Origin of the sequence: Paraburkholderia xenovorans LB400, assembly GCF_000013645.1 — a bacterium.
Taxonomy (GTDB): Bacteria; Pseudomonadota; Gammaproteobacteria; order Burkholderiales; family Burkholderiaceae; genus Paraburkholderia; species Paraburkholderia xenovorans.
Genome location: NC_007952.1, coordinates 2,038,726 through 2,056,225, shown reverse-complemented (window position 1 = coordinate 2,056,225; position 17,500 = coordinate 2,038,726). Strand labels below are relative to the sequence as shown.

The following is a 17,500-nucleotide window of genomic DNA, read 5'->3' as shown; positions in this document are numbered from 1 at the left end:
CACACTGGCCGCATGCCAGCGCGCTCACGCGTTCCGTAACTGTGATGAATGGGATGAAGCCGGCCGGTCTGCCGATATGTCCGGCGATATAGTGCGTATCGATGCGGTTTTACGCGCAGGCAGCCATCGAAGCGTAATATACACACGGACATAACGTGTGAACAGGCCGCTCAGGCGTCGATGCTGGAGATAACCGCGTATGGATAATGTGAATGTGATTGCCGCGCCCGCCGTTGCAGGCGCGCTCGTCCTGAGCGGACGATTCCAGCGGCCGCTTTCGTTCGGCCTCGATCAGCTCAGGCGCTACGAAAGCGTGGTGGCCTCGCCGTTCGATCTGCGTTGCTATACGACGAATCGCTTTATCCGCAGCGTCGAGCCGTATCGCGGCGTGCGTCTGACCACGCTGATCACCGAAGCGGGTCTGCCGGATAGCGTGCCGGGCGAATTCAAGCGCACGGTGTTCGTCGCGGTGGGACATGACGGTTATGTCGTGACGTTTTCGTGGCATGAACTCTTCAACACGCCCGTCGGCGAGAACGTGATGGTCGCCTACGAATGCGGCGGCCGCGCGCTCGACGCTGAAGACGGCGCGCCGATTCTGTTCTCCGGATCGGACATCCTGCCCGCGCCGCGCCATGTCAAACGGCTCGCGCGAATCGAGGCTCACGTGTTGGCGTCTTTGACGTAGGTGGACGCGCGCCGTGGGTGGTGCCCGTAACGTGGTCCATCGCTTTCCCGGCCTTCGCTGATGGCGGTTCGGCCAGGTGGCAGCGCGAAGCGGTTCGTGTATGCTTTCGCGCATGGCTGACACCCCAAAAACCAAACCCGCACCCGCGGCAAAAAAAGCCGCTAAGGCGCGCCCCGAGGTGCGCTTCAGAATGCGCATCCGTAGCGGAGACGCAGTCGCTTTAGGGCCGGGCAAAGTCGAATTGCTCGAAGCCGTGCGCGAATTCGGTTCCATCTCGGCGGCGGCGCGCAGCCTCGACATGTCGTACCGGCGCGCGTGGCTCCTGATCGACGAACTGAACCGCTCGCTCAAGTCGCCTGCCACGCATTCGGAGCAGGGCGGGCAAAGCGGCGGCGGTTGCACACTTACGCCGATTGGCGAAACCATCATTCGCCTGTATCGCGCTGTCGAAGCCGAAGCGCAGCGAAGTTGCGCCAAACAGATCGCAGAACTCACCAGGCTGATCCGCTCCTGAGCGGATAGTTTCTGGAAAGGGCGGTTCTAGCCGTGCCGCAGGCAAAATGCCGAAGTCGGCGGATTGCCGAGTTGCGCAAGGTTCCCGGGGTGCAGGCGGGCCATCAATTCGACAAAGCTCGCCACGCTCGCCGTGCGCAGCGGGTGATAGTCGATCTGCTGCCGCTCGCACACACGTTTGAGCGTATTCATCGAATCGTGGTCCACGCAGTCGACCGGAAACACCACGAGATCCGCACCCGGCAACGCCGCGGCAAGCAGGCCTTTGCGATCTTCCACGCCGCCGTCGTGCACGACCAGCTCGCCGCCGGCCGCTTCCACGAGGCGCTTGAGCGCGGCGTTGGAGCCCGGCCTGCCGCCCACATACACGATCCGTTTGCCCCGCACACTGTCGAGGCTGGAGCGGCGCGGGCCCGCGCCGCTCGCCGCATCCGCGGCATGCAGCGTCGCGTGTTCGAGGGCATCGCATTCGCTTTGCACCAGCTTGAGCAGCGTCAGCGTCTGGTCGTAGCTCTTGCGTAGCGCAAGTGCCGCGTCCTGTTCCTGAAGCACGCGCTGCTCCGCGGCCTCGCGGCGGCTGGTATGCAGCGCGACGCGCTGATCGGCATCGGCCAGTTTGTCGCGTAGCCGTTGCACCTCGGCTTCGAGACTGGTGGCGTCGGCCGGTGTCTGGCGGGTTGTCTGCGCCGTCAATTGGGCGCTCTGTTGTTCGAGCGCGGCGATCGACGCGTCGCGTTGCAGGCTGAGTTCCTGCAAACGGCTCTGCTGCCTTTCGATTTTCTCTTTCAGTACGGCATTTTCCTCTTCAAGCGCGACCAGCCGGCGAATGTCCGCGCGATTGGCCGCGCCCACCAGATGCGACAGCATGTGCAATTCGCCGAACGCTTTCTGGCGCACGGGCATGGTCGCACAGGGATGCGTCATCAAGGCCCAGTAGGCGGGCGGGATGTCGCCGCTTTTCAGCGCCTCGTCCCAGAGTTTGAGCAGATCGGCGTCGTCGGCGGCTTTGTCGAAGCGGCGGATCGCGCCGGCATAGCGTTCGTCGAGCAGCTTGTTTAGCGCTTTGGCGGCCGCGCCGCCTTCGATCGCGAGTTCGACTGCCGAGTGATGAATCTCCAGGTCGCTCGCGTCGTGCCGATCGAGTCCCGTGAATTTGGGCACCAGCTTGCGCAATTCGTGCGTGCCGAGACACGTGCCGATGATCGAGCAATGCAGATGGCTGTCCAGTTCGGCGAGGCGCGCGCGCCGTCTGGCGTTCGGGAACGACACCCTGGCGGGCGTGCAGCACGGATCGGCGGCACGAATGCCGGTCACGGCAAGCTCGTCGCCGGACAGTTTCAGACGCGTGGGCTGGGCGAGACGGAACGGGGGCGTATGCATGGGAATCTCGAATCCGGTTCGGTGTCAGGCGGAACGAAAGTGCGAGCGGCGCACGCCGCGCACCTCTGCCGCGCGAGCGGGGTCGGCGATATATTCGGAAAGATATAACGGTGGGCGAGAGAAAGCGTTCATTTGCGGCGGTCGTGAATCAGTCGTTGGAGCGGGCGAGGGCGGGCTCGGCGACGCGCGTCTTGCGCCGGGCCGCAGTGGCGTCCGTTCTGCTCGAAGCGTTGGCACGTTTGCCGCCGGCCGGCCGCGTTTCGTCCGCCGCCCGCGCGTGCTGTTCGAGCACGTGGCCGACGCACAGGCCCACAAAGGCCGCATCGAGCCGTTCGAGTTCGGTGACCACCTTGCGCAGCGCCGCCAGATCGTTGCTGAACAGGTCCGAAAAAATCGCGTCGCGCAGCTGTTCGGCTGAGCGTGCTTCCTCGATCGCCGCTTTCAGATCGCGCAGACGCACGAAAGCGGCGCCTCTTGCGTGCTCGGCGAGGATCGACAGCAACTGGTTCAGCGAGTGCGATCCGGACGTGCCCACCGAGGCGAAATTCAACTGGTCGTCGGTCAGCATCAGCACGAAACGCTGCACGCTGCCGTAAAGGCGCCGGTAGGCGTCGACCACATCGCGGATCGATTCGGCGCGGCCGCGCTCGGACGCCGACTTCACCGCGACGATGGTCGACGAAAGCTCGTTCGGCAAGCGCCCGAGGCGTCCTGCCGGACGGGTTGAACTGGATCGGCTGCGCACCGCTAGTGGCTCCTGCTTGCTAGTTGTGCCTCGTCGCGCGCGGCTGACAGACCGGCTGAACGTTCGCCCGAAGACGCACGGCCACGCACCACGAAGGCTACCGTGATATTCGGCAGGATATAACGAAACGCGGCCGGTGTGTTGAACAGAAGCCGTTTGCCGGCGCATTGCGCCGGTTTCAGACCAGCATCACTTGCGCCGGGCGAAGTCGAGAAACGCCTTCACGGCCGGGGCCCGTTCGTACTTCCGGAAGGCGATTGCGATCTCCGACGCGATAGGTTGACCGGCGATACCGCGGTACACCACACCCGGCAACGCGATGCATTCGGCCAGCGTATGCGGCACGACGGCGACGTAGCCGCCCAGCGAAACACAGGCGAGCACCGACGCGAGCGTGCCGGGCCGCGGTCCGAGCCGCGCGGAGAAGCGGCCGCGCCGTGCCACTTCGAACGTGCCGGCTTCCTGTTCCGGCAGCACGAAGCACTGGTCGCGCAGTTGCGCTGGTTTGACGCTTGCCGAGGCCGCCAGCGCGCAGTCGGCCGGCAGCGCGAGGACGAACTGGTCGCGATGCACGGTCGCGGCCTGAATGCCGTCGGCGAGCGGCATGGGCGGGCGCACGTAGGCCGCATCGAGCAGGCCGTCGCGCAGCATGGCGGCGACGTTGTCCATTGGCACCTCGCGGATCGAAATGTCGACGCCCGGATGCGTGCCTCGAAATCCGCCCACGTCCCGCTGCAACACGCCCGCATAAGCCGCGGACGCCACGTAGCCGACTTCGATCTGCCCGAGTTCGCCGCGCTCGGCCAGCACCGCGCGCTCTTCGCCGCGCGCGAGATGATCGAGCGCGACGAGCGCCTCGGCGAGATACGCGCTGCCTGCCGCGCTCAGCGTGACCGAGCGCTTGGTGCGATGAAAGAGCCGCACGCCGAGCAGCCGTTCGGCTTCCTGAATCAGCTTGGTCAGCGACGGCGCGGTGATCCCTAATTCTTCGGCGGCGCGCGAGAAATGAAGCTGTTTCGCGACGCGGACGAAAGCACGGATATGGCGGAGTTCGAGTTGCCGCATGATTTTTATGTATTTCCAATAGACTAATTATTTTGTGATTTTATGCCAATGACAGGAAACAGAGGTCTCGCTACTATCAGGTGACTTTCCACCCGTCATAGTGGTCCGTATGCCGCCTCTCTTCGCACGCCGCGCAGTGCCGCCTTCATCGCCACCATCGGCGCCGGCCACGCGACCCGTCAACCCCGGCTTCGTGCTGGTCACCGCATCGGCCACCTGTGCGCTGATCGTGCTGGACACCAATGTCGTGGCGGTCTCGCTGCCTTCGATCGCGCGCTCGTTCCACGCGAGTTTCGCCGCGGTCGAATGGGTCGTCAGCGCGTATATGGTCGCGTTTGCGTCGTGCCTGCTGCCCGCGGGCGGTCTCGCCGACCGCGTCGGCCGCAAGAAAATGCTGCTGCTCGGGCTCGCGGTGTTTTTTCTGGCGTCGCTCGGTTGCGGCGTGGCGCCGACGGCAGCGGTGCTGAACGTCGCGCGCGCGATCAAAGGCGTCGGCGCCGCGATGCTGCTCACCGCCGCGCTCGCCGTGATCGCGAACACGTTTCACGAGGGCCCGGCTCGCGTGCGCGCGTGGGCCGTGTGGGGCACCTGCATGGGCCTCGCCACCACGGTCGCGCCGCTGGTGGGCGGCGTCATCACGCAATGGCTTGGCTGGCGCTGGATCTTTCTGCTGAATCTGCCCGTGTGCGCAGTGCTCGCATGGTGCGCCTCACGCGCGATCGGCGAGTCGCGCAATCCGAACCCCGGTCCGCTCGATATTGCCGGCAGCCTGCTGTTCGGCATTGCGCTGGCTCTCGGCATCTGGGCGTTGATCGAAGTGCCCGCCGACGGCCTCGCGAGCTGGCCCACCGCCACGCGGTTCGCGGCCTGCGCGCTGCTGTTCGGCGCCTTTGTCCAGGTGCAGCGGCTGCGCGCCCATGCGATGGTCGATCTCACGCTGTTCCGGCAGCCGCGCTTTGTCGCCGCGGTGCTCGCCATGTTCGGCTACGCCGCCTGCGCACAGGTGATGATGACGTTCCTGCCGCTGTATTTGCAGAACGCGTTCGGTCTGTCGGCCGTGGCGGCGGGTGTCGGCATGCTGCCGTTCGCGCTTTCGATGGTGCTCGGACCGTACATCGGCGCCGCGCTCGGCAAGCGTATGTCGAGCATGAGCTTGCTGTCCACGGGACTGCTGCTGATCGCGCTCGGCAATCTGCTGACCGCGCTGACTGCGGGCGGCGAGCGCTATCTGCTGGTCGCGTTCGGCATGATCGTGACGGGGCTCGGCGCGGGGATTCTGAACGGCGACACGCAGAAGGCGATCATGGCTTGTGTGCCGCCGGATCGGACCGGCATGGCCTCCGGTATCAGCACGACGACGCGCTTCACGGCCATCGTCACGTCGGTCGGGGTGCTCGGCGCAGTGCTCGCGGCGCGTACCCACGCGGCGTTCGTCGCGGCCGTGCCGCTTACCGCGGAGGTGAAGGGCGCGCTCGATGCCGGCTTCATGTCGCGCGTGCTGGCCGGCGATGCCGCGCAGGCCACCGCGACGCTGCCGCCCGCGATGCGGACCATGCTGCTGGCGGCGGCGCACGCGAGCTTTGCGAGCGGCTTTGCCGCCGCGTTGGGGCTGGCGGCGGCCGTCGCGGTGTCGATCGCGGGCGGTGTCTGGCTGCTGGCCGGCAGGGGCGAAGCCGCGCGGGCGCGTGGCGTGGCGTCGAACGGATAGGATACCGCATCACCCCGTGAGCGCGGTTTTCCGCTATCGTGTGCTGCGTGTCCGCCGTCTATTGTCTGGCGGGCCGCTTTCCGGATCGCCTTCTTAACCGGGCAACGCACGATATCAAAACAATGAGCCATCCCAACACCGAACTGATCCAGCGTTTCTACACGGCGTTTCAGCAACGCGACGCCGAAAGCATGGTGGCCTGTTATGCCGACGACGTCGTCTTCAGCGACCCGGCGTTCGGCGAGTTGCACGGCGACGAAGCGCGCGACATGTGGCGCATGCTGGTGGCGCGCGCGCAGAATTTTTCGCTGACGTTCGAGGGCGTCGAAGCGGACGACCGCAGCGGCCGCGCCCGCTGGATCGCCAGTTATCTCTTCGGTCAGACGGGGCGCGCGGTGGTCAACCGCATCGACGCGCGCTTCGTGTTCCGCGACGGCCGCATCGTCGAACATCGCGACAGCTTTGACTTATGGAGTTGGACGCGTCAGGCATTGGGCCTCAAAGGAACGCTGCTCGGCTGGTCACCGCTCGTGCAGCGCGCCATCCGCGCGCAGGCGCGAAAGGGCCTCGACGTCTACCGGCGCCGGCAACCGCGCGCCTGAGGCTTGGGCCAAGAGCCAGGAGCCAGGAGCCAGGAGCCAGGAGCCAGGAGCCAAGAGCCAAGAGCCGCGCCCCGCAGCGCACGCTTGCTATCATTCTGCGAAGTGATGCTGTATTTCTTCAAGCGGATGAGCGAGGAAGTTATGCCAGTAGTAGATGCCGCATGGGAAGAGTGGCTGAGCAGCAACGTGGCGCGCGGCTGCAGTCCGGATTCGATGATCGACGCGATGGTGCAGGCCGGTTTCGCCACCGACGCCGCGCGCGTCGCCGTGCATAAAACCTTCGGCCAGAACCCGGCGAATCCCGCCTTTGCCGCGGCCGCCGCGACCGAAGCGGCGCTTGCCAAAGCCGCGCCGCAAACCTATCAGTACGACGATCCGCCGGTTGCGCGCGGCAATCTGATCCGGGCGTACGATCGCGACGTGCGTGTGGTGATGCGCTGCGAGCGGCCGCAAGTGATCGTGTTCGCGGACGTGCTGTCACCCGACGAATGCGCGGAGATGATCGAACGCTCGCGGCATCGGTTGAAACGCTCCACCACGGTGAATCCGGCCACCGGCAAGGAGGACGTGATCCGCAACCGCACCAGCGAGGGAATCTGGTATCAACGCGGCGAAGATCCGTTCATCGAGCGGATGGACCGGCGCATTTCGAGTCTGATGAACTGGCCGGTCGAAAACGGCGAAGGCTTGCAGATTCTGCACTACGGCACGACCGGCGAATACCGCCCGCATTTCGACTACTTCCCGCCCGATCAACCCGGCAGTGCGGTGCATACCGCGCAGGGCGGCCAGCGCGTGGCCACGCTCGTGATCTATCTGAACGACGTGCCCGACGGCGGTGAAACGATTTTCCCGGAAGCGGGCATGTCGGTCGCGGCAAGTCAGGGTGGTGCGGTGTATTTCCGCTATATGAACGACCGGCGTCAACTCGATCCGTTGACCTTGCACGGCGGTGCGCCGGTGCTCGCCGGCGACAAATGGATCATGACGAAGTGGATGCGCGAACGCGCTTACGGCTGACGCGAGTCCGTTCCAGCTTCTATTCAGCCGCCTGGCCGGCGGGCGTGTTGCCCGGCGCGCCGGCGAACAGTTGTTTCAACGCGCTCCGGCCGCTGGTGTAGCCCATGCGCATGATCATCAGACCGATCGCCGCGCCGGCAATGTGATCCAGCATCGGCATGCCGGCCAGACTGCCGGCGAGGCCCAGCGTTGCGACCAACGCCGACACCGCGTCCACACGCGCATGCCACGCGCTTGCCAGCAGAATCGCAGAACCGGTGCGCGCGCCTTCGGCCCGCAGATAGCGAAACAGGGCTTCCTTTGCGAGCATCACGAAACCGCTGATGGCAAGCGCGCCGATATGCAGCGCGGTGCCGCCGCTCAGCGTGGAGGTTTGCGCGATGCTGGTCCAGAGCATATCGACGGCGGTGATCGTCAGCACGGCGGCGATGAACAGCGCGGCCAGTGCCTGCTCGATGCCGCGGTCGCCGCTGTTGCCGGCCATGCGCGGCTTCGCGCGCCGGTGTCTGGTGGTGAGGTACAGCACGATCAGCACCACGCTGTCGGCCGCGAGGTCGCTCAGGGTGTGGACGCCGTCGGCAAAGAGGCCGTCCGAATCCGCCATCAGGCCAATGGCGATCTGCATCGCGGAAAGGAAAGCATTGAGCAGCGCGCTGGCGGAAGCAGCCTTAAACAAGGCAGCCGCCGTTGAGGGAATCGCTGCGGCTGTCGCGCGCGGAATGCTGTGGCATGGGCTGGGGACGGTTCTTCTGCGGTTGCTGTTCTGGCAGCAAATTAACCGTCCAACGTGGCACACCGATGACAGCACAGCGGGTACACCCGCATTACGCTCAGGCCGCCTTGTAGACGTCCGGGTTATGCAACTCCATATAACGCTCCGGATTCGCGAGCCCCGTGAAGCCGTGCGGCTCGTACACGTGATGCGCGTCTGTCGTCACCAGCACGATTCTTCGCAAACCCTGGAGCGACGGACTGGCGAACACGTGCTTCATCAACCTGGACGCGTATCCCTTGCCGCGATAATCCGGCAGCACGAATACATCGCACAGGTACGCGAAGGTCGCGCCGTCCGTGATCAGGCGCGCGAACGCGACCTGCCGGCCTTCGATATAGCCGCCGAAACATAGCGAGCCCGCGACGGCCCGCTCGAACGTCTCGCGCGGCATGCCCTTGGCCCACGCGGTCTCTTGCGACAGGAAGGTGTAGACCGTCTCCATCTCAAGATCGGCCTTGTTGCTCGAAATCGTCAACTCGTGTGTTTGCACCGCGTATCTCCGTCTGCTCTGTCAAAGCGCGCGCCGACGTCAACCCTTCGCCGGATCCTCGCTGCCGCGCGACCCGCCGCCTATGCTCTGTCCGGCATCGCGTGCGAGGCCCATATAACCCGTCACGGATACCAGCGTCACCACGCCCGCGAACAGAAACGCGAGGCGGAAATCGTCGAGCGTGAAAATGCGGCCTGTGGTTTCGCCGTTGAAGAAGGCCGCCGCGCGCAGCGACACCGCGCCAAATGCAATGCCGAGACCGATCGTCATCTGCGCCGCCGCGCTCCACAGCGTGCTGGCCGCGCTCATCTGCGGTTGCGCGACATCGGCGTAGGCCAGCGTGGCGAGCGTGGAGAATTGCATCGAACGCGCCACGCCGTAGACGAATACGACGAACAGCACCAGCACGAGCGGCACGTTCGGCGTGAGCAGTCCGCACGCAATGATGAACACGCCCGCCACCGTCACGTCGACGATCGACACCATGCGGAAACCGTAGCGCTGCAGGATGCGCGTGGTCAGCGCCTTCATGCCGAGGTTGCCGAGCGCGCTCGCGAGCAGCAACAGCCCCGACTTGAACGCCGACAGGCCAAAACCTACCTGAAACAGCAGCGGCATCAGATAAGGCACCGCGCCGATGCCGATGCGCGTAAACGAACCCGTCACCACCGTCACGGAGAAGGTCGGGATCTTCAGCGTCGACACATCGACGAGCGGATGCGGATGACGCTTCGCATGCTGGAAGGCCACCACGCCCATCAGCAAGCCGCCGAGAACGATCGCGCCGGCCACCCACGGATTTTCGCCGGGCTGGCTCGCCAGTTCGGCGCCGTACAGAATCGCCGTCAGGGTCGCGCCGCTCAGCAGCAGGCCGACCACGTCGAGCGGCTTGCGTTCGGTGCCGCGCAGGTTCGGCACCAGCGCGAGCGCAACGGCCATTGCCGCGAGGCCGAACGGCACGTTGAGCAGGAAGATCCAGCGCCACGACGCGTAAGTCGTGATGAAACCGCCGATCGGCGGACCGACCACGGGCGCGGCAATCGCCGGCCACGTAATGGTGGAGATGGCCTGCATCATGCGGCTTTTTTCGGTGCTGCGGACCACGATCAGGCGGCCCACCGGCACCATCATCGCGCCGCCCATGCCTTGCAGCAGACGGGCCGCGGTGAACTCCGCGACGTTCTGCGAGAGACCGCACAACACGGAGGCCACGGTGAACACGCCGATCGCGCTGAAGAACACCGTGCGCGAGCCAAAGCGGTCGGCGACCCAGCCGCTTGCCGGAATGAAGATCGCCAGCGCCAGCATGTAGGCCGTCATGCCGAGACTGAGACTGTTCGGGCCGACGCCGAACGAATGCGCCATCTGCGGCAATGCGGTGGCGATCACGGTGGTGTCGAGGTACTCCATGAAGAAGGTGGCCGCGACGATATACGGCAGCCAGCCGACATGGGCGTTGCGTGTATCGGTGCCGCTCATTGCGCGGTTCCCGCCGCGCTGCGTGCAGCGTCGTGTGATCCCGTGTGAGCGCCGGTGCCGTGGGCGTGCCGGCGCATGGGGCGCGGTGGTTTGGCCTTCATGTTCTTGCGACTACCTTTCGAAAACGTGTTTCCGGCATCCGGACGAGGTGGGCGACACGGACGAGCGACCCGATCGCGCCCGCGGTTGACGCGCTGGCGAAGCCATCGAGCCTGGCACGCGAGCGCTAGCCCTGAATCCTATCGCAATAAATGGCGCCATACCGCTGACGGAGATCATCATCGCCGTCGCTGGCAAGGCGGCGGCCGCGCGGGGCGAGCCTGCAAGCCGGCTTGCCCGTGCGCTCCTTTACCGGAAATACTGTCTTCTATGCGCCGCTCAGTCTTTCGCGGCGTACTCGCGGTCGAGCTTGTCGTACAGCGGCTTGTTGACGAGGCGCTGGCGTTCGCTGAACGGCGCGACGAGCGTGGCGTCTTCGTCGAGGCGGCCATTGCTCTTCAGCGTGCCGAGCGCGCGCTGCATGCCGAGCACCGCGCCTTGCAGCGCCGCGTTCGCGTACAGCACGATGCCGTAGCCGAGTTTGGCGAGCGCTTCGCGCGATTGCACCGGCGTCTTGCCGCCGATCACGATATTGATCAGTTGCGGCTTGTCGAACAGGCCCGGCAGACGTTCGATGTCCGCCAGCGATTCGGTCGCTTCGATAAACAGAATGTCGGCGCCGGCTTCGATAAACCGGTGGCCGCGCTCGATCGCGTCCTCGATGCCGTGGACCGCTGCCGCGTCGGTGCGCGCCATGATCTGCAGATTGCCGTCTTCGCGGGCATCCACGGCCGCGCGGATCTTGCCGACCATTTCGCTCGCGCTCACCACTTCCTTGCCGGAGAAGTGGCCGCATTTCTTCGGCATGATCTGGTCTTCGAACTGGATCACGTCGGCGCCGCTGCGCTCGAGCACGCGCACCGTCTGGCGCACGTTCAGCGCGTTGCCGAAGCCGGTGTCGGCGTCGACGATCAGCGGCAGCGCAACCGCGTCGCGAATCCGCGCCGTGTGCTCAGCCACTTCGGCAAGGCCGATGAACCCGAGGTCGGGCAGGCCGAGCGACATGTTGGTGACGCCGGCGCCGGTGATGTAGATCGCCTCGAAGCCGGCGTCCTCGATCACGCGCGCGCTCATCGCGTTGAAGGCGCCGGGCACGAGCAGGCCCTGGCGTTCGTTGACTTTGGCGCGGAAGGCGGCGCGGCGGGTAGCGGAAGTGCTCATGACGGTGTGTCTCCAGAAGAAAAGGGCGGATATACGCAGGCGTGATTTTGCAGGAAGCGTGCCATTTGGCGGCGTCGGCGATTTGTTTCGATCAATCAACAGGTTAGGCGGGAAGCGGCGGTGCGGCGCTTCGTGGCACAATAGACGCCATGTTCCTTGGAACGTTTCATGGAACGTTCCAATGTAGAGCGGAGGGACGCCGTGTCCACTTTCACGTCATCGTTTACGAATCCCGATTCGGGCCGCCCGGGCGTCGCACTGGTGAGTATCAGCCGGTTGCGGTCGCTTTGCGAGACCGTCGCGCCACGCTACGCCGGGCGCGCGAAATTCTTTTCGGTCCGGGAAGGCTACGGCGCCGCCGTCACCGCCTTGCAGGCGTACGTGGAGGCCGGTTCGGTGGACGTGGTGCTGGCCGCCGGATCGAACGGCGCCTACTTGCGCGACCACCTGAACGTGCCGGTGGTGATGGTCAAGGTGAACGGCTTCGACGTGCTGGGCGCGATCACCCGGGCCACGACCACATGGCCCAATGCGCAGATCGGCCTCGTGCTGCACGAAACGATCTCGCACGAGCTGAGCGACCTGAGCGCCTGGCTGAAAGTCAGCCTGAAACAGCGCGCGTACCGCTCGATCGACGAAGTGCGGCTCGCGGTCGACAACCTCGCCGCCGAAGGCTGCGGCGTCATCATCGGGCCCGGCATGGCCTGCGATTTTGCCCAGCAGGCGGGCCTCGCGAGCGTTTTCCTGTACTCGCTCGGCGCGGTCGAAGAAGCGTTCGAGCGCTCGGTCGAACTGGCGCGCGTGAGCCGCCAGAAGGAATCGAAGCGCGTGCGCCTGAATACGATCGTGGCGCATCTGCGCGACGGCGTCGCCGCCTTCGACGAAGCCGGCCAGGTCGAAGCCGTCAATCCGGCCATGCTCGATCTGCTGGGCCTTGACCGCGAGCGGGACGTGGCCGGGCAGGTGGAGCGTGCCGTCGGGCCGTTGCTGCGCGAGACGCTGGAGCACGATATGCCGATCGAAGAACGGATCGAGCAGATCGGCGGCCGCGCGCTGATCGTCAACTGCCTGCCGATCGTGGAGCAGGGCGTGCGCTCCGGCTCGGTCGTGACACTGCAGGACGCGCTGGTCGCACAGCGGATCGACCGCTCGCTGCGGACCAGCCAGCGGCCGAAGCATCTGGTCGCGCGGCATCGACTGGACGATCTGATCGGCAACTCGGCGGCGCTCGAACGGGTGCGGCGGCTCGCGCGCGCCGGCGCGGCGCACGACGCCACCGTGCTCCTCAGCGGTGAAAGCGGAACCGGCAAGGAACTGGTCGCGCAAGGCATCCACAACGCGAGCTCGCGGCGCGGCAATCCGTTCGTTGCGTTCAATTGCGCGGCGCTGCCCGAGGGGCTGATCGAAAGTGAACTGTTCGGCCACGAAGAAGGCGCGTTCACCGGCGCGCGGCGTGGCGGCAAGCCGGGGCTCTTCGAAATCGCCCACACAGGAACGATTTTCCTCGACGAAATCGGCGAGATGCCGGCGGCGCTGCAAAGCCGTCTGCTACGGGTTCTGCAGGAGCGCGAGGTGATGAAGCTCGGCTCGGGGCGTGCCACGCCGGTCGACGTGCGGGTAATCGCCGCCACCCACCGCGACCTGCATGCACTGGTCGAGCAGGGCGCGTTTCGTGCGGATTTGTATTTTCGTCTGAATCTGCTTCAGATAGAATTGCCGCCGCTACGCGAACGGCGTGAAGATGTTCCGCAACTGGCGCGGCACTTGTTAAGCCGCAGCGCGCTCCAATATGGGCTGTCGGAGGTTGCGATCGAGCGGGTGCTGGCGTTCCTCGCGCCGCTGTTCGCGCACTACGCGTGGCCCGGCAATGTGCGGGAGCTGGAAAATCTGTTGACGCGCGCCGCGATCTATCCCGGCGGCGAAGCCGGCCTGGATTGGCAGGCGGTGTTTCCGGAGTTCGGGCGCATGGAGCAGCGGCCGGCCGGCGGCGCAAGCGGCGCAGGCGGTCCAAGTGGGGCGAACGGGTCGAGCGGCTCACATGCCACCGCCCAAACCACCCCGGCGCGCGTAAGCCCGACCCGTGAGGACGTTCTTCACGCCCTCGAAAAGGCCGGCGGCAACCGCGCCGCGGCAAGCCGGGCGCTGGGAATCGGCCGGACGACCTTGTGGCGGCTCATGAAAGACCCTTCCAGCGAATGACCGCAAGCGGGAATCTCCGGATAGCGTCAGACTATCGCTATGATTAAAACAATCCGCTTTACCTATTAAGCGTCGTCTGACATACTGACTCCACTTTCCAACCACTCCGAAAGAGGACTCAGCAAATGCCGATCATCAATAGTCAAGTCAAACCGTTCAAAGCACAGGCTTATCACAACGGCGAATTCGTGACCGTCACTGAAGAAAGCCTGAAGGGCAAGTGGTCGGTTTTCGTTTTCTATCCGGCCGACTTCACGTTTGTCTGCCCGACCGAACTGGGTGACCTGGCCGATCGCTACGCCGAATTCCAGAAGCTCGGCGTTGAAATCTACAGCGTGTCGACGGATACGCACTTCACCCACAAGGCATGGCACGACACCTCGGACACGATCCAGAAGATCAAGTACCCGATGGTCGCCGACCCGACGCTCGCCATCTCGCGCAACTTCGACGTGCTGATCGAAGAAGAAGGCCTGGCGCTGCGCGGCACGTTCGTGATCAACCCGGAAGGCGAGATCAAGGTGGCCGAAATTCACGACAACGGCATCGGCCGTGACGCGGGCGAACTGCTGCGCAAGGTGCAGGCGGCGCAATACATCGCGGCTCACCCGGGTGAAGTGTGCCCCGCCAAGTGGACGCCGGGCGCTGAAACGCTGACCCCGTCGCTGGACCTGATCGGCAAGATCTAAGGTCTCACGACCCGACGCAACAGGCGCCTCGCGGCGCATCACCGTGCGGACCGCTTCTTACAGTGGTTCGCACGTCCCCGGACCGCACCTGTTCTATCCGGACGCGTGCGGCGCCGGGAACCCAACACCCATCGTCACGGAATCGAATAGCCATGCTTGATGCCAATCTCAAGACTCAGTTGAAAACGTACCTCGAAAAGGTTAGCAGGCCTATCGAGATCGTCGCGTCGGTGGACGACAGCGCAAAATCGCAAGAGCTGCTGGCATTGCTGAACGATATCGCGACGTTGTCGGAGCGCGTCAACGTGATCGAGCGTCGTGGCGACGCCGAGCGCAAGCCGTCGTTTTCGATTGGCGAGCCGGGCAAGGAAACGGGCATCCGTTTCGCCGGTATTCCAATGGGTCATGAATTCACGTCGCTCGTCCTCGCGCTGTTGCAGGTGGGCGGCCATCCGCTCAAACTCGAAGACGCCGTGATCGAACAGATCCGCAATCTCGACGGCGACTATCAATTCGAAACGTATTTTTCGCTGTCATGCCAGAACTGCCCGGAAGTCGTCCAGGCACTGAACGTGATGGCGCTGATCAACCCGCGCATCCGCCACGTGGCGATCGACGGCGCCCTGTTCCAGAATGAAGTCGAAGCGCGCCAGATCATGGCGGTACCGACCATGTTCCTGAACGGCGAAGTGTTCGGCCAGGGCCGCAGCGGCGTGAAGGAAATTCTCGCGAAGCTCGATACGAACGCCGGTGCGCGTGCCGCGAAGGAACTGGAAAAGAAGCCGGTGTTCGATACGCTGATCGTCGGCGGCGGCCCCGCGGGCGCGGCTGCGGCGATTTATTCGGCGCGCAAGGGTATCGCGACGGGCGTCGTGGCCGAGCGCTTCGGCGGTCAGGTGCTCGATACGCTGGCCATCGAGAACTTCGTCTCCGTGACGGAAACCGAAGGGCCGAAGTTCGCCACGGCGCTCGAACAGCACGTGAAGAGCTACGAAGTCGACATCATGGACGTGCAGCGCGCTGAAGCGCTGATTCCGGGCCGCATCAACGAAGTGCGTCTTGCGAACGGCGCCGTGCTGAAGGCGAAGACGATCATTCTGGCAACGGGCGCGCGCTGGCGCGAAATCAACGTGCCGGGCGAGCGCGAGTACCGCAATCACGGCGTGGCGTACTGCCCGCACTGTGATGGTCCGCTGTTCAAAGGCAAGCGCGTGGCGGTGATCGGCGGCGGCAATTCGGGCGTCGAAGCGGCCATCGACCTCGCGGGTATCGTGCGTGAAGTGACGCTGTTCGAGTTCGGCGCTACGCTGCGTGCCGACGAAGTGCTGCAACGCAAGTTGCGCAGTCTGGCTAACGTGACGGTCGTCACGCAGGCGCAGACCACGGAAATCACCGGCGACGGCAAGAAGGTCAACGGTCTGGTCTACAAGGATCTGCGCTCGGGTGAAGTGAAGCAGGTCGAACTGGAAGGCGTATTCGTGCAGATCGGTCTCGTGCCGAACACCGAGTGGCTCAAGGGCACGGTCGAGTTGTCGAAGCACGGCGAGATCGTCGTCGATGCGCGTGGCGCGACGTCGGTGCCGGGTGTATTCGCCGCCGGCGATGTGACCACGGTGCCGTTCAAGCAGATCGTGATCGCCGTGGGCGAGGGGGCGAAGGCATCGCTCTCGGCATTCGATTACCTGATCCGTAATAGCGAAGAAGTGGAAGTAGTCAGCGAAGCCGAGGCTGAAGTAGCGGTTTGATCTAGTGGTGGTGGGAAAAGCGGACGGCGGCCTTTGGGCCGCCGTTTTTGTTTGAGATCGAGATACAGACCTGTTGCGCAACGACCTTTGTTTTTCGCTGCCATGCTGTTCTTTGACAGAGCGATTTGTCCTATACCATTTGGCAGAGTCATTCTGTATAACGAACGAGATTGGTGGACGTAGAATGTGGCTGGTCCAGGTATTGTCGTTCGTCTATGTCGAAATTTGAAATACAAGTACTTGATTCAGTCGAACACACAGCACACCGCTTTCGATCAATCGATTACCACGGCTCCGCCGTGGGACCTGAGCCATCTGGACTGTTTCGCTTTCAAATGTGATCTAGGCGCCAGTTGTCAGGTGACCGTGGTCGTGATGTTCTCCTGACATTGCTTTTCGCGCAGCTTAGCCCGCGACGGAAGAGCGCGTGCGGAAATCCCAGACGCCGAGATATACGATGATGGTCGCGAACGGCGAGTACTTGACCCGGCTCGCTATATGTTGTCAAAGCGTCTGCTGAGGAGTCTGGTCATGACGCTGGCCGATCGTCCTATTGTCGTCGCCGATGAGCGGCAACCCGATTTTATGACCATGCAACAGATGAATGCCGATGGCACGACATCGCTATACGCGGTTTTCTTCGAGGTAGAAAAGGACAAGGCGAGACGGCAGCGTCTCATCTTGAGGATTCAATCCGCCTATCTTCTCGAACGGACACTGACCAGACGCCAGCGCGAGGCCAGGAGGGTGGCCCTGAAGACGTTACTGCGGGCGACGTACGAAGGCCGGAAGGTCCGTCCGTAGAAGCGGGAAGCATCGCAAAAAAACCAACGGCCGCCTTGCGGCAGCCGTTGTATGCGGGATTCTCTATCTGCTTTCAGGGCAAAATTTCCACTCCAGGTGGAACCCGGTTTCCCGGGCGGCGCTACGTTTTTCGCACCCGCTCGTACGTAGTTTTGAAAGCTGATTATATGGATTTGCCCGGGAAGGGTCAAGCGCCTTCCACGAGGTGAGCAGAGCGTCCAATACCCGTTTCATTCACCCTCTCGCCCCCCAACTCCGCGCGCCTTTTCCGCACCTCTTCTGTTTGGAGCCCCGCACCTGGGCCAATTCCCTGGCTATCGCGCTCACCAGGCCATATA

16 protein-coding genes are annotated in these 17,500 nt (G+C 64.3%); 9 read left to right on the top strand and 7 right to left on the bottom strand.

Annotation, left to right across the window (positions count from 1 at the left end; genetic code table 11):
* Positions 1 to 199 precede the first annotated feature (199 nt).
* Complete coding sequence (locus BXE_RS31040) at positions 200 to 688, top strand: molybdopterin-dependent oxidoreductase (RefSeq protein WP_011492081.1); 489 nt, start codon at positions 200 to 202, stop codon at positions 686 to 688.
* 112 nt (positions 689 to 800) lie between these two features.
* The gene (locus BXE_RS31035; RefSeq protein ID WP_233518952.1) at positions 801 to 1,202 is read left to right on the top strand and encodes a winged helix-turn-helix domain-containing protein; all 402 of its coding nucleotides are present in this window, start codon (positions 801 to 803) and stop codon (positions 1,200 to 1,202) included.
* A 26-nt stretch (positions 1,203 to 1,228) separates the two neighbouring features.
* Here the strand turns inward: BXE_RS31035 and BXE_RS31030 are convergent, their stop codons facing one another.
* The 3 genes from BXE_RS31030 to BXE_RS31020 all read right to left on the bottom strand — a co-directional run bounded on the left by BXE_RS31030 (position 1,229) and on the right by BXE_RS31020 (position 4,391).
* Positions 1,229 to 2,581, bottom strand: a complete 1,353-nt coding sequence (locus BXE_RS31030; RefSeq protein ID WP_011492079.1) for a DUF2325 domain-containing protein — start codon at positions 2,579 to 2,581, stop codon at positions 1,229 to 1,231.
* A 148-nt stretch (positions 2,582 to 2,729) separates the two neighbouring features.
* Positions 2,730 to 3,326: a hypothetical protein gene (locus tag BXE_RS31025; protein WP_011492078.1), complete on the bottom strand. Its 597-nt coding sequence runs from the start codon at positions 3,324 to 3,326 to the stop codon at positions 2,730 to 2,732.
* Positions 3,327 to 3,515: 189 nt separating this feature from the next.
* Positions 3,516 to 4,391 carry a LysR family transcriptional regulator gene (locus BXE_RS31020; RefSeq protein ID WP_011492077.1) on the bottom strand — a complete coding sequence of 292 codons (876 nt, stop codon included), beginning with the start codon at positions 4,389 to 4,391 and terminating at the stop codon, positions 3,516 to 3,518.
* Between the two features lie 109 nt (positions 4,392 to 4,500).
* Between BXE_RS31020 and BXE_RS31015 the strand changes: the two genes are divergently transcribed.
* The 3 genes from BXE_RS31015 to BXE_RS31005 all read left to right on the top strand — a co-directional run bounded on the left by BXE_RS31015 (position 4,501) and on the right by BXE_RS31005 (position 7,721).
* The gene (locus BXE_RS31015; protein ID WP_011492076.1) at positions 4,501 to 6,099 is read left to right on the top strand and encodes an MFS transporter; all 1,599 of its coding nucleotides are present in this window, start codon (positions 4,501 to 4,503) and stop codon (positions 6,097 to 6,099) included.
* A 122-nt stretch (positions 6,100 to 6,221) separates the two neighbouring features.
* A complete protein-coding gene (locus BXE_RS31010) occupies positions 6,222 to 6,701 on the top strand; it encodes a nuclear transport factor 2 family protein (protein WP_011492075.1) in 480 nt (159 codons plus the stop codon).
* A 141-nt stretch (positions 6,702 to 6,842) separates the two neighbouring features.
* Complete coding sequence (locus BXE_RS31005) at positions 6,843 to 7,721, top strand: 2OG-Fe(II) oxygenase (protein ID WP_011492074.1); 879 nt, start codon at positions 6,843 to 6,845, stop codon at positions 7,719 to 7,721.
* A gap of 19 nt (positions 7,722 to 7,740) precedes the next feature.
* Here the strand turns inward: BXE_RS31005 and BXE_RS31000 are convergent, their stop codons facing one another.
* The 4 genes from BXE_RS31000 to BXE_RS30985 form a co-directional block, all read right to left on the bottom strand.
* A complete protein-coding gene (locus BXE_RS31000) occupies positions 7,741 to 8,397 on the bottom strand; it encodes a cation diffusion facilitator family transporter (protein WP_040124644.1) in 657 nt (218 codons plus the stop codon).
* A gap of 154 nt (positions 8,398 to 8,551) precedes the next feature.
* Entirely contained in the window at positions 8,552 to 8,986 is a 435-nt protein-coding gene (locus BXE_RS30995) for a GNAT family N-acetyltransferase (protein ID WP_011492072.1), read from the bottom strand.
* 39 nt (positions 8,987 to 9,025) lie between these two features.
* Positions 9,026 to 10,465, bottom strand: coding sequence for an MFS transporter (locus BXE_RS30990; protein ID WP_011492071.1), 1,440 nt, complete (start codon positions 10,463 to 10,465; stop codon positions 9,026 to 9,028).
* Between the two features lie 378 nt (positions 10,466 to 10,843).
* Entirely contained in the window at positions 10,844 to 11,725 is an 882-nt protein-coding gene (locus tag BXE_RS30985) for an isocitrate lyase/PEP mutase family protein (RefSeq protein WP_007177481.1), read from the bottom strand.
* Between the two features lie 168 nt (positions 11,726 to 11,893).
* Here BXE_RS30985 and prpR point away from each other — a divergent pair, with 168 nt between their 5' ends.
* The 4 genes from prpR to BXE_RS47405 all read left to right on the top strand — a co-directional run bounded on the left by prpR (position 11,894) and on the right by BXE_RS47405 (position 17,162).
* Positions 11,894 to 13,924, top strand: a complete 2,031-nt coding sequence (prpR, locus tag BXE_RS30980; protein WP_011492070.1) for a propionate catabolism operon regulatory protein PrpR — start codon at positions 11,894 to 11,896, stop codon at positions 13,922 to 13,924.
* A 125-nt stretch (positions 13,925 to 14,049) separates the two neighbouring features.
* On the top strand, positions 14,050 to 14,613 hold the full coding sequence (gene ahpC, locus BXE_RS30975; RefSeq protein WP_007177479.1) for an alkyl hydroperoxide reductase subunit C: 564 nt from the start codon (positions 14,050 to 14,052) through the stop codon (positions 14,611 to 14,613).
* Positions 14,614 to 14,765: 152 nt separating this feature from the next.
* Positions 14,766 to 16,358: an alkyl hydroperoxide reductase subunit F gene (gene ahpF, locus BXE_RS30970; RefSeq protein ID WP_011492069.1), complete on the top strand. Its 1,593-nt coding sequence runs from the start codon at positions 14,766 to 14,768 to the stop codon at positions 16,356 to 16,358.
* A 531-nt stretch (positions 16,359 to 16,889) separates the two neighbouring features.
* Complete coding sequence (locus BXE_RS47405; RefSeq protein WP_233518953.1) at positions 16,890 to 17,162, top strand: hypothetical protein; 273 nt, start codon at positions 16,890 to 16,892, stop codon at positions 17,160 to 17,162.
* Positions 17,163 to 17,500 lie beyond the last annotated feature (338 nt).